Source organism: Adlercreutzia equolifaciens (genome assembly GCF_029076695.1).
In the GTDB taxonomy this organism is placed as follows: Bacteria; Actinomycetota; Coriobacteriia; order Coriobacteriales; family Eggerthellaceae; genus Adlercreutzia; species Adlercreutzia equolifaciens_A.
The window spans coordinates 1265168-1280382 of the sequence record NZ_JARFIK010000001.1; the positions used below are offsets into that span (position 1 = coordinate 1265168).

Consider the following 15215-nt stretch of genomic DNA (forward strand, 5'->3'; position numbering starts at 1 on the left):
GCGCGCTGGGGCGGCTAGCGGCGGCCATAAGTGCGGGGTTGTGGAATGATGGGACGCATCATTCTGCGCGAGAAGGAGCGATTGTGGCTATCCTGACCCCCACCGAGATTACCGACAATTACGCCAAGGCCTCCATTGCCAAGGCGGAGTCGCCCGCGTGGCGCCTCTTCGTGCTGGCGGTGGCCGCGGGCGTGCTCATCGGTCTGGGCGCGGTCACATCCTCCACGGCGGCCCATGCGTTGGAAAACGCCGGCATGGTGCGTCTGGTGTCGGGTCTCATCTTTCCCATCGGCCTTATGATGGTCATCCTTTTGGGCACCGAGCTGTTCACGGGCAACGCTCTCATGGTGACGGCCGCCATTTCCGGCAAGATCACCTGGGGCAAGCTGCTGCGCAACTGGGGCATCGTGTTTCTGGGCAATCTGGTGGGTGCGGTGGCCCTGGCGGCGCTCATGGCGTTTTTCGGACAGCTGAACATCGGCGGGGGCGACCTGGCCGTCTATACCGCCAAGGTGGCCGCTACGAAGAACGGGCTGCCCTGGATGAACGCCTTTGTTCTGGGTATCTTCTGCAACCTTATGGTGTGCATTGCGGTGTACCTGGCCAACACGGCTCAGGACACGGCGGGTAAGCTCCTGGCCATTTTCTTTCCCATCATGGGCTTTGTGCTGGCGGGTTTCGAGCACTGCGTGGCTGACATGTACTATGTGCCCGCGGGCATCTTCGCGTACTTGAACCCAGCCTATACGGGCATGATCGACGCGGCGGGCATTAACACGGCGCTGCTGACCTTCGGCGATTTCATCACCGCCAACCTTATCCCCGTTACTCTGGGCAATATTGTGGGCGGTGTGCTGGTGGGTCTGGTCATGTACGCCTGCCACGGCACGAAGGCGAAATAGGGCCGCGAGCCGGCAGGGGGTCGGCACCGAGAGGCTGTATCTTTCGCTTGTTTTATGAGCAAATCCCGTGGGTTTTGCATCTTTCGGTGGAAGTGCTGGTCAATGCAACATTCTGTTCGTACTATAGCGCTATGGCAAATGGACTGACATACGCGCGTACCACCACGTCTCCCGAGGCCACCAAGCAGTTGGCCTCCACGCTGGCGCCTTATCTGCATCCGGGCGACGCCATTGTGCTCAACGGCGATTTGGGCGCCGGGAAAACACAGTTCGTCCAAGGGGTTGCCGCGGCGCTGGGCGTGCGCTCACCGGTTACCAGCCCCACCTTCAACATCTTGCTCGAGTACGGCGACGGGCGCCTGCCGGTGTACCACTACGACCTGTACCGCCTCGACGAGCGTTGGCAGCTGGAGGACATCGACTACTTCAGCGCCATCGACGGCTACGGGAACGGCGTGGCCTTTATCGAATGGGCCGAGAAGTTCCCCGAGGACATGCCCTACGACTATCTGGAGATTACCATCACCGCCGATACCCAGGGCACGCGCCGTGTGGTGGCCCATTCTTACGGCAAGCGCAGCCGCGAGCTGCTGTGCGTCTGGGCCAACGACTCCAAGTCGCGCTTAGGCAAGTGCCAACTGTAGCCACTTTTTTTGTCGGTGACTTTTTTCGATGGGGCGAGCGCCCTCTGCGAGGCTGCGTCGATTTGCTGGTTTTGGAAGACTGGTTCTCCCGTCATCTAAGACCAGCCGCCCTTGCGCTATGATCGTCTGATGCAAATGATCTCCGCTGGTTGTAGCGGTTTGAGAGAGGGTACTTGTGGTGGGATCTTACATTCTTGCCTTTGATACGGCCAATGAAGTCATCGCCATCGGGCTGGGGAGGCTCGATGTTGTGTCACGCACGGTTGAGCCGGTTGCCTCCGTGGAGGTGGAGGCGCGCCGTGCCTCGAACACGCAGTTGCTGCCGTCCATCGACGGGCTGTGTGCCCAGGCGGGCGTGGCGCGCGAGGACCTGGCCTGTGTGGCCGTGGGGCGCGGCCCGGGGTCGTTCACGGGGGTGCGCATTGCCATGGCCACGGCGAAGGGCATTGCCAGCGCGCTGGAAGTGGGCCTGGTGGGCGTTTCCTCGCTTGATGCCGTGGCCTGGGGCGCCTGGAGCGGTGGCGCGCGCGGCGAGCTGCTGGTAGTGGCCGATGCCATGCGCCGCGAGGTGTATCCCGTGCGGTTCGCCCTTGGCGAAGCGGGCGCCCTGCGCTTGAGCTCCGATCGGGTGGTGAAGGCCCAGGATTTTGCCGAAGAGCTCGTGCCTGGTTCGACCCAAGCAGACAAGCGAGCGGGTGAGAGCTCCGCGGAGGGGAATGCTTCAGAGGAGGGTGCCTCGGTCGGCGGAGCTCCTGTTGCGACCGACTGTGTGCCTTCCGATACGGGTGAAGGCGGGCTGCTCGTGACGGGCGACGCCCTGTGCAAATACGCCGATCTCTTCGCGCCAGCTGGCACCCTGCTGCCTGAGGAGCATTGGACGCCCACGGGAGAGGGTCTGCTCCTGGCGGTACAGGCGGCCTGGCAGGCGGGGGAGTGCGACCCCTTCGACGCGGCGCGCCATAATCCGGCTTTCGCGCTGCCCGTGTACACGCGCCTGTCTGATGCCGAGGAGAACGAGCGCGTACGCCTGGCCAAGGCCGATGCGGCCCTGGCGGGCAAACGCGGCAGCAAGCACGTCACCATGAACGACACGGCCATTGCCAACGCGCGGGCCAATGGGGAGGGCATTGCCTACAAGCCCCTGGACGCGCGCCACGTGGGCGCTGTGGCGGCTTTGGAGTCGCAGGTCATGGGATCGGACGCTTGGAGCGAGGCGCTGGTGGCCGATGAGCTGGGTCGGGCCGACCGCGTGTGGTGGGCCGCCTATGCTGCCGATCCGAAGATGCCCCTGACGGCCGAGGCACCGCTGGTGGGCTATGCCGGCGGCTGGGTGGTTGATGGCGACGTGCAAATTCTCAAGGTGGGCGTCGATCCGGCTTGGCGCCGTCACGGCATTGCCCGGGCGCTGCTGGCCCGGGTGGCCGACGATGCCCGCAACCTGGGAGCGCGTACCAGCTCTTTGGAAGTGCGCGCCGGCAACACAGGTGCTCAGGCGCTCTACGAGGCCCTGGGCTACCGTAGCCTGGGGAAGCGGCCGCGCTACTACTCCGACGGGGAGGACGCGGTCATTATGGAGGGACCGCTGCCCACTATCACGCTGGCCTCGGTGCCCAATGGTCCTGCGGCTAAAGAGGCTCCTGCCGCCACGGCACGCCCTCTTATCCTGGCCATCGAGTCGTCCTGCGACGAGACGGCGGCGGCCATCATCGATGGCGAGGGCACGTTGCTCTCGGACGTGGTGGCCTCCCAGGTTGATTTCCATGCGCGTTTCGGCGGCGTGGTGCCTGAAATTGCCAGCCGCAAGCACATCGAGGCCATCTGCGGCGTTTGCGACGACTGCCTGGAGCGCGCCGCAGCCGCAGCGGGGCTGCCCTCTTTGCGGTGGCGCGATCTGGACGCCGTGGCAGTCACCTATGCTCCCGGCTTGGTGGGGGCGCTTGTAGTGGGCGTGGCCTTCGCCAAGGGCGCTGCCTGGGGCGCCGACAAGCCCTTCATGGTGGTGAACCACCTGGAGGGACACCTCTACGCCAACAAGATCGGGCTTCCCGACTTTGCACCCCCAGCCGTAGTGTCGCTGGTGTCCGGCGGCAACACCCTGCTGGTGTATATGGCCGACTGGGGCCGCTACCAGGTGCTGGGTGCCACCATCGATGATGCCGTGGGCGAGGCCTTCGACAAAGTGGCGAAGGCGCTGGGCCTGGGCTACCCCGGCGGCCCCGTCATCTCGAAATTCGCCGCCGAGGGCAATCCCGATGCCATTCCCTTCCCCCGGGCCATGCTGCATTCGGGCGACCTGCGCTTCTCTCTTTCGGGGCTGAAGACCGCCGTGGTCACCTACATCAACGGCGAGCGCGAGGCGGGGCGCCCCCTCAACGTGCCCGACATCTGCGCCAGCTTCGAAGCGGCCGTGGTGGAGGTGCAGGTGGCGAAGGCCCGCACGGCGCTGCAGGAGACGGGCGCGCCCACCTTCTGCCTGGGCGGCGGCGTGGCGGCCAACCCCATGTTGCGGGCCGCCTACGAGAAGATGTGCGCCGAAGAGGGCGTGCGTCTGGTCATGCCTCCTTTGGCCTCCTGCGGCGATAACGCCGGCATGATCGCCGAGGTGGCCCTCGACCGCTTCCGCGCCGGCAAGTTCTCGCCGCTGGACACTGATGCCCAGGCCCAGGGCGATCTGGAGCAGCCCTACTAGGAATTTTCTTCATCTTAATACCGTCTTAACAGACCGCCGCCGACCTTAACGGCGCCTTTAGGCGCAACGGCGTAGGCTTCCTTTCAGCAAGTTCGTTTGCCCCTGTGGGCACGGAGAAAGGAAGCAGTCATGACGGTGGTGACGGTCATTGTGGGCGCGCTCGGCGTGGCCGCCATGGGGTACCTGGCGGTGCTCCTTCTGGGAGGCGGTGAGCAGCGATGAGCGCCTCGTTGGGAACGGCTCTGTTCGAGGCGGCGGCCTTCGTGGCGCTGCTGACGGCCTGCGCGTTGCCCCTGTCGAACTATGTGGTGAAGGCCATGGACGGCTGTCCTTCGCTGGCCCGTCGGGTGCTGGGTCCCGTGGAGCGGGGCTGCGCGCGACTGGTGGGGGCGTCGGAACAGGATTCCATGGGCCCGGGTCGCTATCTGGCCGGCGCCTTGGCGCTGACCGCCGTGGGCTTTGTCGGGTTGTTCGTGCTCCTGCTTTGCCAGGGGTTCCTGCCCTGTAACCCCGAGGAGCTGCCGGGGCTGCCGCTGGACACCGCTTTCAACCTGGCGGCCAGCTTCGCCACGAATACCGACTGGCAGCCCGTGGCCGGCGAATCCCATCTCAGCTATTTCTCCCAGGCCGTTGGGCTGACAGTGCAGAACTTCCTGTCGCCGGCCATTGGTCTGGCCGTGGCCTTTGCCCTTATGCGCGGCATAGCGGCCCGCAGTGCGGAAGGCCTGGGAAACGTCTTCGTGGACGTCATCCGTGCGGTGCTCTACGTGCTGCTGCCGCTGGCGCTCATCGGGGCTCTTGTCGGCGTGGCCCAGGGCACGCCTCAGACGCTGGCTCCCTACGAAACGGTGCAGCTGGTCGAGCCCGTGGCGGTGGATGCCGAGGGCAACGTGGTGGCCGCCGATGATCCAGCAGCGGTGCAGGAAGTGACCGAGGCCGTGGTGCCCCTCGGCCCCCAGGCCTCTCAGGTTTCCATCAAACAGCTGGGCACCAACGGCGGGGGCTTCAATGGGGCGAACTCTGCCTCGGCTCTGGAAAACCCCACCCCGCTCACAAATCTGCTGCAGATGGCGGCCATCATGCTGCTGCCCTTGACCTTGGTCTTTTGCTTCGGGCGCATGGTGGCCGATCGACGCCAGGGACGGGCCTTGATGGTGGCCGTGCTGGTGCTCCTGGCGGCTGGCATTGCTGCCCTGACGGCGGCCGAGTTTGCCGGCACCGCTCAACTGGCAGCCGACGGCGCCGTGTACACCGGCTCTTTGGGTCAGCCGGCCGGCAACATGGAGGGCAAGGAGAGCCGCATCGGCACGGCGGCCACCGCCCTATGGACGGCGCTGACCACAGCGGCGGCCAGCGGATCGACCAATGGCTCGCTGGCGGGCCTTACGCCGCTGGGCCTCGTAGTGCCTCTGGTGTTTATGGGTTTGGGCGAAGTGGTGGGCGGCGGCATCGGCACGGGCCTTGCCAGCCTGCTCGGCTTCGTCGTGCTGACCGTGTTCGTGGCCAGCCTGATGGTGGGGCGCGCCCCGGAGTACCTGGGTAAGAAGATCGGCCCGGCCGAGATGCGTCTGGCGGTGATCATAGCCATTGCGCCGTCGTTGGTGATGCTGGCCGGGGCCGCGGTGCTTCTGCTGGTTCCCGATGCTGCCGCCGGCGCGGGCGCGTCCGCACCCTTCGGCTTTGCGAATACGCTGTACGCCGCCGTGTCCGCGGGGGCCAACAATGGCTCGGCCTTGGGGGGCTTCGAGGCGAACACTCCCTGGGCCAATGGTGTTCTCGGCGTTGAGATGCTGGCTAGTCGCGTCATCGTGCTGGCTTGCACCGTGCTACTGGCGGGACGCTTTGCGGCCCGTGAGACGTCGGCGGCCCAGGTGGGCGCGTTGTCCACGGCAAGTCCGCTGTTCGTCGTGCTGCTTTTGGTGATTGTGGTGCTGGTAGGTGCCCTGACTTTGGTGCCGGCGCTGGCCCTGGGGCCGGTGGCCGAGGCCGTGCTGTAGAGGAGGATGCAATGAACCCCTTGATGAAGCGGGCCCTTGTCGACGCCGTGCGCAAGCTGGCGCCGAAGGCCCAGGCGGCCAACCCTGTCATGTTCATGGTGTACCTGTCGGCCCTGCTGACCAGCGTGCTGCTGGTGCTGTCCTGGTTCGGTATCGCCGATGCTCCCTCTGGCTACATTGCCGCTATTTGCGCGGTGCTGTGGGCCACGGTGCTGTTCGGCAACTTCGCCGAGGCCCTTGCCGAGGGGCGGGGAAAGGCCCAGGCCGACTCCTTGCGCGCCGCCAAGCGCGACGTGGAGGCGCTGGTGCTGGCCGAGCAGGATCTGGCGGCCGCCGAGGGGGAGGCTCAGGGTGCGCTCCTGCGAGCCGCAGCGCAGTCAGTCAGCTCCTCGACGTTGGCGAAGGGCCAGCTGTACTTGGTGATGGCCGGGGAACAGGTGCCGGCGGACGGCGAGATTGTCCTGGGCGCCGCTTCGGTGGACGAGAGTGCCATCACGGGCGAATCGGCTCCGGTGGTGCGCGAGTCCGGCGGCGACCGTTCGTCGCTGACCGGGGGCACCACGGTGCTCTCCGACTGGCTGGTGGCCCGCGTGACCGCCGAGGCCGGTCACAGTTTCCTCGATCAGATGATTGCCATGGTGGAATCCTCGGCCCGAGCGAAGACCCCCAACGAGCGTGCTCTGGAGCTGTTGCTCATTGCCCTGACGCTCGTGTTCCTGGCTGTATCCTGGACGCTCTACGGCTTCGGTGCCTTCTCGGCGTCCACCCAGGGCGCGGCCAACCCGCTGGGGCTTACCTCGCTGGTGGCGCTGTTCGTGTGCCTGGCGCCTACCACTATTGGAGCGCTGCTCTCGGCCATCGGCATTGCCGGCATGAGCCGCCTAAACGAGGCGAACGTGCTGGCCACCAGCGGCCGCGCTGTGGAAGCGGCCGGCGATGTGGATGTGCTGCTGCTTGACAAGACCGGCACTATCACGCTGGGTAATCGCCAGGCCGCCGCCTTTGTTCCCGTCGACGGCGTCGACGAGCGCACCTTGGCCGATGCGGCCCAGCTGGCCAGCTTGGCCGACGAGACCCCCGAGGGTCGCAGCGTGGTGGTGCTTGCCAAGGAGCGCTTCGATATTCGCGAGCGCACCTTGACGGGCGCCGGGTTCACCGTGGTGCCCTTCACGGCCGCCACGCGCATGAGTGGCGTGGACTTCGACGGCCATGAGATTCGCAAGGGCGCCGCCGATGCCGTGCGGGCCTATGTGGAGGCGCGCGGGGGCACCTACAGCGCCCAGTGCGCTTCCGTGGCCGACCAGGTGGCTCGCGAAGGGGGCACTCCTTTGGTGGTGGCCCGCGACGGGCGCGTGCTGGGGGTCATTCATCTGAAGGACATCATCAAGTCCGGCATTCGCGAGAACTTCGCCGACTTGCACGCCATGGGCATCAAGACGGTTATGGTCACCGGTGATAATCCGCTGACCGCGGCGGCCATCGCCGCCGAGGCGGGCCTGGACGACTTCATCGCCGAGGCCACGCCCGAGGCAAAGCTCGAGGCCATCCGCCGCTATCAGGCCGAGGGACACTTGGTGGCCATGACCGGCGACGGCACCAACGATGCCCCGGCCTTGGCCCAGGCTGATGTGGCCGTGGCCATGAACAGCGGCACCCAGGCGGCCAAAGAGGCCGGGAACATGGTGGATCTGGACTCGTCGCCCACGAAGCTCATTGAGATTGTGCGCATTGGCAAGCAGATGCTCATGACCCGCGGCAGCCTGACCACCTTCTCCATTGCCAACGACCTGGCCAAGTACTTCGCCGTGATTCCGGCGTTGCTGGTGCCGTTGTACCCCGGACTCGAGGTGCTCAACGTCATGCATCTGGCCTCGCCGGCCTCGGCCATGCTGGCGGCGGTCATTTACAACGCGCTCATTATTGTGGCGCTCATCCCCCTGGCCCTGCGCGGCGTGAAATATCGCGAGGGCGCGCCTGCCACGCTGCTGGCGCACAACATGGCGGTGTACGGGCTGGGCGGCGTGGCGGTGCCCTTTGTGGCCATCAAGGTGCTCGATGTGGCCCTGACGGCCTTGGGCGTGGCTTAGGCGCGTGTCGGACAACGATAGGAAAGGACTCATGATGAAGACGGGTGCAATGGGACGGAGTCTCAGGAGTGCCGTGGCGCTGTTTTTGGCGGCGACCTTGGCCTTGGGGGTGCTCTATCCACTGGTGGTATGCGGCGTGGCCCAGGCGGCTTTCCCGTGGCGGGCAAACGGATCGATCATCGAAGTGGACGGCGTGAAGTACGGCAGCGCCCTGGTGGGGCAGTCCTACACGGGCATGGATCATCTGTGGGGGCGCCCCACCAAGACCGACGCGCGCACGTTCGCCACGAAGAGCGGCGAGTCGCTTTTATGGTACGGCCCGGAGAACTTGAGCCCGGCCAGCGAGGAGTTCGGTGACGTGGTGCAGGAGCGGGTTGCCGCCGTACGCGCCGCCCATCCCGACCAGGGTGAGAACCCCGTTCCCAGCGAGCTGGTCACGGCATCGGGATCGGGTTTCGATCCGCATATCTCGCCGGCGGCGGCCGAGTATCAGGTGGGTCGCATTGCCAAGGCCAAGGGCATGGACGAGGAAGAGGTGCGCGCCATAATCCGCCAGTGCACCGACCGGCCGCTGTTGGGCGTTATCGGCGAGGCGCGGGTTAACGTACTCGAGGTCAATCTCATGCTCGACGGCGTGCTAAAGACGGCGATCAATCGTTGATCGGGCGACACCGAGCAAACGAAACCCCGTGATAGGATGACCGATATCCTAAGAATTAATAACGGGAGAGGAGGCTTCGGTGCCCAGCCTAAACGACCCTGAGAAGCGGCGCGATCCCGAGGCCATCCTCAAGCGCATTCGCGAAGACGAAGAGGCTCGGGAGGGTTCGACGGGGCGCGGTCGTCTGAAGGTGTTCTTCGGCTATGCCGCCGGTGTGGGCAAGACCTACGCCATGTTGGAGGAGGCCCACCGCGTCCAGGACGAGGGCGTCGATGTGGTGGTGGGCTACGTGGAGCCCCATACCCGCGCCGATACCCTGGCCCTGCTGGAGGGGTTGGAATCCCGGCCCGTGCAGACGGTCGAGCATCGCGGCGTTTCGCTGCGTGAATTCGACCTCGACGGCGCTCTGGCCCGCAAGCCCCAAGTGGTGATTGTGGACGAGTTGGCCCACACCAACGCGCCGGGGTGCCGTCACCGCAAGCGCTATCAGGATGTGGAAGAGCTTCTGCGGGCCGGCATCGACGTGTACACCACGGTCAACGTGCAGCATCTGGAAGGCGTGAACGACCGCGTGGCGGCCGTCACCTCGGTGGCCGTGGCCGAGCGCGTGCCGGACCGGTTGTTCGACGCGGCCGATTCCGTCGAGCTGGTGGACTTGGAGCCGGCCGAGCTCATCGCGCGTCTGCGGGCCGGCAAGGTCTACGCGCCCGAGCGCGTGGGCTGGGCCCTCGATCACTTCTTTTCTCGTTCGAATTTGGGCGCGTTGCGCGAAATTGCCCTGCGCCGTGCCGCCGACCGTCTGGAACGCGACCGCCGCCAGAGCCGCGAGCCCCAGGCCGCCGGTGGCGAGGACGTGCTGGTGGTGCTGGCGGGCAACGGCGTTCAGACCCGCGCCGTGCGCACGGCTGCCTCGCTGGCCGAAGCCGGCGGGGGCACGCTCACGGCCTTGGTAGTGGAGGCCGAAAGCGAGGGAGGGGCTCCCGCTTCGCTGCCCGCCGCCGTGAAGGAGGCCCTCGACCTGGCAGAGCAAATGGGCGCCCGCGTGGTGACGCTTACAGGTGACGATCCCGTGCAGCCGGCGGCGCTCTATGCTGCCTCGGCGGGCGTGCGCCAGATTGTGGCCCCGGCGGCTCTGCTGCGCAGCGGCTTGCTCGGCCGCCGGGATTTAGCGTCGCGCCTGCGCCGCGCAGCTCCCGAGGCAGTGGTCACGGCGGTGCCGGCTCTCGATGCGCCCAGTGTGCTGGAGAGAACAGGCCCCACCGCGGGCTTTCGTCCCACGGCGGCCGATGCCGCGCGTGCCGTGGCGGCGGTGGCCCTGGCCTCGGCTATCAGTGAGGTGGCGTGGCTGGTCAGCCCAGCCACGTCGGTTATTCTCATGGTGTATCTCTTGGTGTCGCTGCTCTTGGCGACGCGGGCCGACGGGTTTCTCTATCCAGTGCTGGCGGCCCTGGGCAGCGTGGTGGCTTATAACTTCTTCTTCACCGCCCCGCGCTTCACCTTCCATGCCTATGGGCTTTCCGCTCCGGTTATTTTTGCTTTTCTGCTGGTGGGCACGCTGGTGGCCTCGTCATTGGCGCTGCGCTTGAAGCGGCAGGCGGCTCAGGCGGCGCGCCGCTCCTACCGCACCGAGGTGCTTTTGGAAAGCGCGCGCATGCTGCAGGCGGCGCAGAGCTTGGCCGCCTGTCTGGAGACGGCGGCCTCCCAGGTGGTGAAGATTCTCGATCGTCCCGTGGTGGTGTACGAGGCGGACCTTCTGGCGCCGGGTGGCTTGCGGCCGCCGCGGCTCTTCGACAACGGCCAGGGGCGCCTGACCCCTAGCGAGGGTGAGCTCTTGACGGCGCCTGACGAGGCCGCTGTGGCGGCCTGGGTGGCCTCCAACGGCGAGGCGGCCGGGGCGGGCACTGACACGCTGCGCGAGGCCCGCTGCCTCTATCTGCCTGTGGACACGCAAGACACGGTGTGGGGCGTGATAGGCGTGGTGGTGGACCCCCAGGACAAAGAGGCCCCCGACGCCTTCGAGCGCAATTTGCTCACGGCGCTTCTGGACGAGTGCGGCCGGGCGGCCGAGCGCTTGGTTTTGGCGCGCCGCCATCGGGATCTGGCAGTGAAGGCCGAGAAGGAGGAGCTGCGCTCCAACTTGCTGCGGTCCATTTCCCATGACTTGCGTACGCCGCTGACGAGCATTTCGGGCGATGCGGACATGCTGGTGGCTGACGAGGGTGCTCTTAGCCTGGAGCAGCGCCAGCGGCTTGCGGCCGACATAGCGGAAGACGCCCGCTGGCTCATTGGCCTGGTGGAGAATCTGCTGTCGGTGACGCGCTTGGACGAGGGCGGCGTGGCGGTGCGTCAGGAGCCCGAGTTGGTGGCCGAGGTGGTGGACGAGGCCTTGCGTCACGTGAGCCGCCGCGCCGCCGACCATCAGATAACGGTCAGGATTGAAGATGATATGCTGCTGGCCTCCATGGACGCGCGGCTTATGGTGCAGGTGCTGGTGAATCTGATCAACAACGCTATTGCCTATACGCCGGTCGGTTCCTCCATTGAGGTGGCAGCCTGGCAGGAGGGGGATCGGGTGCGCTTGAGCGTCTCCGACAATGGCCCGGGCATTGCCAACAGCGACAAGGGTCGGGTATTCGATCTGTTCTATCACGGAGCAGCATCGGCGGTTCCGCGACGCGACCAGGACGTGGTACGCGAGGGGGCGTTGCCCGACGGGCTGGCGCGGCCGGCGAGCGAAGGGGGAGACGCCCGCCGCGGCATGGGCTTGGGGCTGGCGCTCTGCCGCTCTATCGTGAGGGCTCATGGGAGCGATATCATGCTAACGGATGCCACCCCCCAGGGCTGCGTGTTCTCGTTTGATGTGGCGGCGGCCGCGGTGCCGTCCTTAGAAGGTGAGGTGGACGATGGCGACGGCCGATGAGGGCGTGATCCTGATAGTGGAGGACGACGGCGCGGTGCGCAACCTGGTGGCCACAGCTTTGGATGTGCACGGTTACCGTCATCGCGAGGCGGCCACGGCCACGGCGGCCCTGCTCGATCTGACCAGCGCCACCGATATCAACCTGGTAATTCTCGATTTGGGGCTGCCCGATCGCGACGGTGTGGAGGTCATAGAGGCGCTGCGCGGCTGGTCGCACATGCCGGTGATTGTGCTGTCGGCCCGTCAGGAGGACGCCGACAAGGTGGCGGCTCTCGACGCCGGCGCCGACGACTATCTGACCAAGCCCTTCTCGGTGGAGGAGCTGCTGGCCCGCGTGCGCGTGGCGCTGCGGCGCTTGGCCTACGACAGTCCGGCAACCCCCGCGGAGGCGGCGATCTACCGCAATGGCGAGCTGCTCATCGACTTCGACGCCGGCGTGGCCACGCGGGGTGGGGAAGAGCTGCACCTGACGCCCATCGAGTACAAGCTGTTGGCCCTGCTGGCGCGCAACACCGGGAAGGTGCTCACGCACAACTACATTCTCAAGGAAGTGTGGGGTGAGGCCGTGGCCTCCGATCTGCCCAGCCTGCGCGTGTTCATGGCCACCCTGCGCAAGAAAATCGAGCTCGATCCCGCCAACCCCCGCTACCTGCAAACCCACGTAGGCATTGGCTATCGCATGCTGCGGGTGGAGGAGGCTAGCTAGGCGCTTGCTTGCTGTACATTGCCGAGGTGATGTGTCATACTTTGTCCTACTTGCAAACAGGGGAGCGCAAGCACGAGAAGGGGACGCAGGTGTTCGGTGAGCTGGTCATAGCCTACCTGTTTCTTGCAGGAACCGGTGCTGGCGGCATTGTCGTGGCCTGCCTTGTCGACCTGCTCTGGGCGCGTACGCCCTTTGGTACCTTGGAAATGGTTGGCTGGTGCGAGCGCTCGGCGCTCGAACGACAGATAACGCTTGCTTTGACGGCTTCAACGGGCGCGCTTGTGCTGGGAGCAGCCTGCTTAGCGGTGGATCTCGGTCGCCCCGATCGCGCGCTCTCGCTCTTTTTCGGCGGGTCGTTCAATGTCATGACGGTGGGGGCGTGGTCGCTGGCGGTGCTCATAGCGCTTGGGATGGCCCTGTCGCTCGTTCGCCTTCTGTACCTTCCTTGCGTGAGGTCGTCCTGGGTGCGGGGAGCCGAAGTGGCGGCGTTGGGCGTTGCCTTCGTCGTGGCGGTGTATGCCGGTCTTCTGCTGCAAACGCTGGCCGGCGTGCGATTGTGGTCCTCGGGCTGGGTGCCCGTGCTCTTTGTTCTCTCGGCGGCTTCCTGCGGATGCGCGGTGTTTATGGGCGCTGCGCTCTTTGTGGAAGTTTCGGAAGAACAGGAAACGGTCGTTGCGCGCGTGGCGGCGATCGACTTGGTGATTGTCGTGCTTGAGGTGCTGGCTGCCGCTGCGTTCCTTGTTGGGGCTCTTGCGAGCGACCATCCGGGCGTTGAGGCTTCCCTCCAGTCCTTGCTACACGGTACGGCGGCGCTCCCCTGGTGGGTGGGATTTGTGCTTTGCGGCCTGGGGGCTCCTTTCGTTCTCGAGGGTGCCTTGCTCCTTCGCCGGCGGTGCGCTCGCAACGCGCGATGGGTCTTCAGGACGCCGCCTGCGGCGTACGCTGCCGTGGCGTTGCTGGTCTTGGTGGGTGGCGTGGGGCTTCGAGCGGCCGTGGTGGAAGCGGGAGAGAAGCGTCCCCTTGAGCTTCAAGAGGTGGCTGCTGAAGGAAGTATTGAGACAAGAGAGGATCGAGGTTTGTGGTTAAGCTAGGGCAAACAATTCCGGCCGGGGACCTGTTCTCCCTGGACGAGGCGAGCAGCATTCCCTTGTGGCTGCAGCTGAAGAATCGATTCATTTATCTCATCACCTCGGGCTTCTATTTGCCCGGCGATCAGCTGCCCACGGTGCGCGGCTTGGCCGCCGAGGTGGAGGTGAACTACAACACGGTAAGCAAGGTGTACCAGAGCCTGGAGGAAGATGGCTACATCGTGTCGAAGCGACGCCAAGGTGCCTTTGTGGCCGACGTCTCCGACAAGCCGGGGGTTTCGGCGTCGGTGGTGGCCGAGGCTGTGACGGCGGAGTACATCCAGCGCTGCCAAGAGCTGGGTCTTTCTTTGGAGGATATCGATGCGCAGTTTACGGCGGCTCTGGTAGCGGCCAAGGCGGGTCGCGAGCGCGAAAGGGGCATAGCCAATGAACCGCAAGAAAACGGAACAAGGCAGGGTCGTGTCGTCGTCTTCCCTCAACCGACCGGCGATGACGGCGAACGGGCGACTGGAAACGGGGCGTAGCCGTACCTCGCGCAACGGTGCCATTGTTTTCACGTTGGCGGTGTTCGCCCTTGCGGCGGCCGTGGCAGGGGGCGTGTGCCAGATGGTATTCGGCGCCCTGGGGCTTGGCAGCCTAGTGGCTGCGGTGGTCGTCGGCGTGCTTGCGGCCAGCTCGGTGCATATGGTCATGGAGTGGGAGAAGGCCGTTGTGATGCGCTTCGGCAAGTTCAATCGCGTAGCGGGCCCGGGATTGGTGTTCACCTGGCCTCTTATCGAGTTCTACACCATTCGCATCGACCAGCGCGTTATGGCCACCTACTTCGGCGCGGAAGAGACCCTGACGGTTGACTTGGTGCCCGTCAATGTGGACGCGGTGGTGTTCTGGATGGTGTTCTCGGCGAAGAAGGCCGCCATGGAAGTGGAGGACTATTCGAGCGCCGTGTCGTGGATGGCCCAGGCCGCCTTGCGTAAAGCCATCGGCCGCGCGAGCCTGGCCGAGGTGGCAGCCCGCCGCGATCAGCTAGACGCCGAGTTGAAGGAGGCTCTGGAGGAGCGCTTAGCCGAGTGGGGCATCGACATCATTGATGTTGAAGTGCGCGATATTGTGGTTCCCCGCGAGCTGCAGCAATCTATGGCCGCCGAAGCCGTGGCAACAAGGGAGAAGAACGCCCGCATGATTATGGCCGAGGCCGAGGCGGATATTTCCGCCATGCTGAAGGATGCCAGTGCCAACTACGCCGACGACCCCGAGGCCATGCGCCTGCGCACCATGCACCTGGCCTACGAGTCGGTGAAGCAGTCTGGGGGCACCCTCGTCATCCCGAGTGCTTTCAGCGAGGGCTTCGCCGATTCCGATTCCGTCGAAACCCTGGCAAAGGCGGCGAAGAAAGCCTAGCGCTGGCAATGCGGAGGATGCTACAATGACGGTGCCTAGAAGACTCGGCCCCGAAGGGCCGGGATGCCCGAAAGCATCCCGGCTAGCGAGGGTGCCTAGTCCTCGCTTTTTTGGTTAGAAGGT

At 65.6% G+C, this 15215-nt stretch carries 11 protein-coding genes; all 11 read left to right on the forward strand.

The features are described from left to right. Positions 1–83 precede the first annotated feature (83 nt). The gene (locus PZH32_RS05095) at positions 84–902 is read left to right on the forward strand and encodes a formate/nitrite transporter family protein (RefSeq protein ID WP_275206625.1); all 819 of its coding nucleotides are present in this window, start codon (positions 84–86) and stop codon (positions 900–902) included. A gap of 131 nt (positions 903–1033) precedes the next feature. Beyond that, complete coding sequence (tsaE, locus tag PZH32_RS05100; protein ID WP_275206626.1) at positions 1034–1546, forward strand: tRNA (adenosine(37)-N6)-threonylcarbamoyltransferase complex ATPase subunit type 1 TsaE; 513 nt, start codon at positions 1034–1036, stop codon at positions 1544–1546. Positions 1547–1724: 178 nt separating this feature from the next. Further along, complete coding sequence (gene tsaD, locus PZH32_RS05105) at positions 1725–4235, forward strand: tRNA (adenosine(37)-N6)-threonylcarbamoyltransferase complex transferase subunit TsaD (protein ID WP_275206907.1); 2511 nt, start codon at positions 1725–1727, stop codon at positions 4233–4235. Between the two features lie 218 nt (positions 4236–4453). Further along, on the forward strand, positions 4454–6232 hold the full coding sequence (gene kdpA, locus PZH32_RS05110; protein ID WP_275206627.1) for a potassium-transporting ATPase subunit KdpA: 1779 nt from the start codon (positions 4454–4456) through the stop codon (positions 6230–6232). A gap of 11 nt (positions 6233–6243) precedes the next feature. Then, positions 6244–8319, forward strand: coding sequence for a potassium-transporting ATPase subunit KdpB (kdpB, locus tag PZH32_RS05115; protein ID WP_275206628.1), 2076 nt, complete (start codon positions 6244–6246; stop codon positions 8317–8319). Between the two features lie 34 nt (positions 8320–8353). Further along, positions 8354–8980 carry a potassium-transporting ATPase subunit KdpC gene (gene kdpC, locus PZH32_RS05120; RefSeq protein WP_275206630.1) on the forward strand — a complete coding sequence of 209 codons (627 nt, stop codon included), beginning with the start codon at positions 8354–8356 and terminating at the stop codon, positions 8978–8980. A 79-nt stretch (positions 8981–9059) separates the two neighbouring features. Continuing rightward, on the forward strand, positions 9060–11900 hold the full coding sequence (locus PZH32_RS05125) for a sensor histidine kinase (protein ID WP_275206631.1): 2841 nt from the start codon (positions 9060–9062) through the stop codon (positions 11898–11900). Next, on the forward strand, positions 11884–12606 hold the full coding sequence (locus PZH32_RS05130) for a response regulator (protein ID WP_275206633.1): 723 nt from the start codon (positions 11884–11886) through the stop codon (positions 12604–12606). The genes PZH32_RS05125 and PZH32_RS05130 overlap by 17 nt, the downstream gene beginning before the upstream one ends. Before the next feature lie 8 nt (positions 12607–12614). After that, positions 12615–13697 (forward strand): NrfD/PsrC family molybdoenzyme membrane anchor subunit, encoded by a 1083-nt coding sequence (gene nrfD / locus PZH32_RS05135; RefSeq protein WP_275206635.1) that lies wholly within the window; start codon positions 12615–12617, stop codon positions 13695–13697. Further along, positions 13685–14218 (forward strand): GntR family transcriptional regulator, encoded by a 534-nt coding sequence (locus tag PZH32_RS05140; protein ID WP_275206637.1) that lies wholly within the window; start codon positions 13685–13687, stop codon positions 14216–14218. The genes nrfD and PZH32_RS05140 overlap by 13 nt, the downstream gene beginning before the upstream one ends. Then, positions 14184–15092 (forward strand): slipin family protein, encoded by a 909-nt coding sequence (locus PZH32_RS05145; RefSeq protein WP_428994019.1) that lies wholly within the window; start codon positions 14184–14186, stop codon positions 15090–15092. Before PZH32_RS05140 ends, PZH32_RS05145 begins: the two co-directional genes overlap by 35 nt. Positions 15093–15215 lie beyond the last annotated feature (123 nt).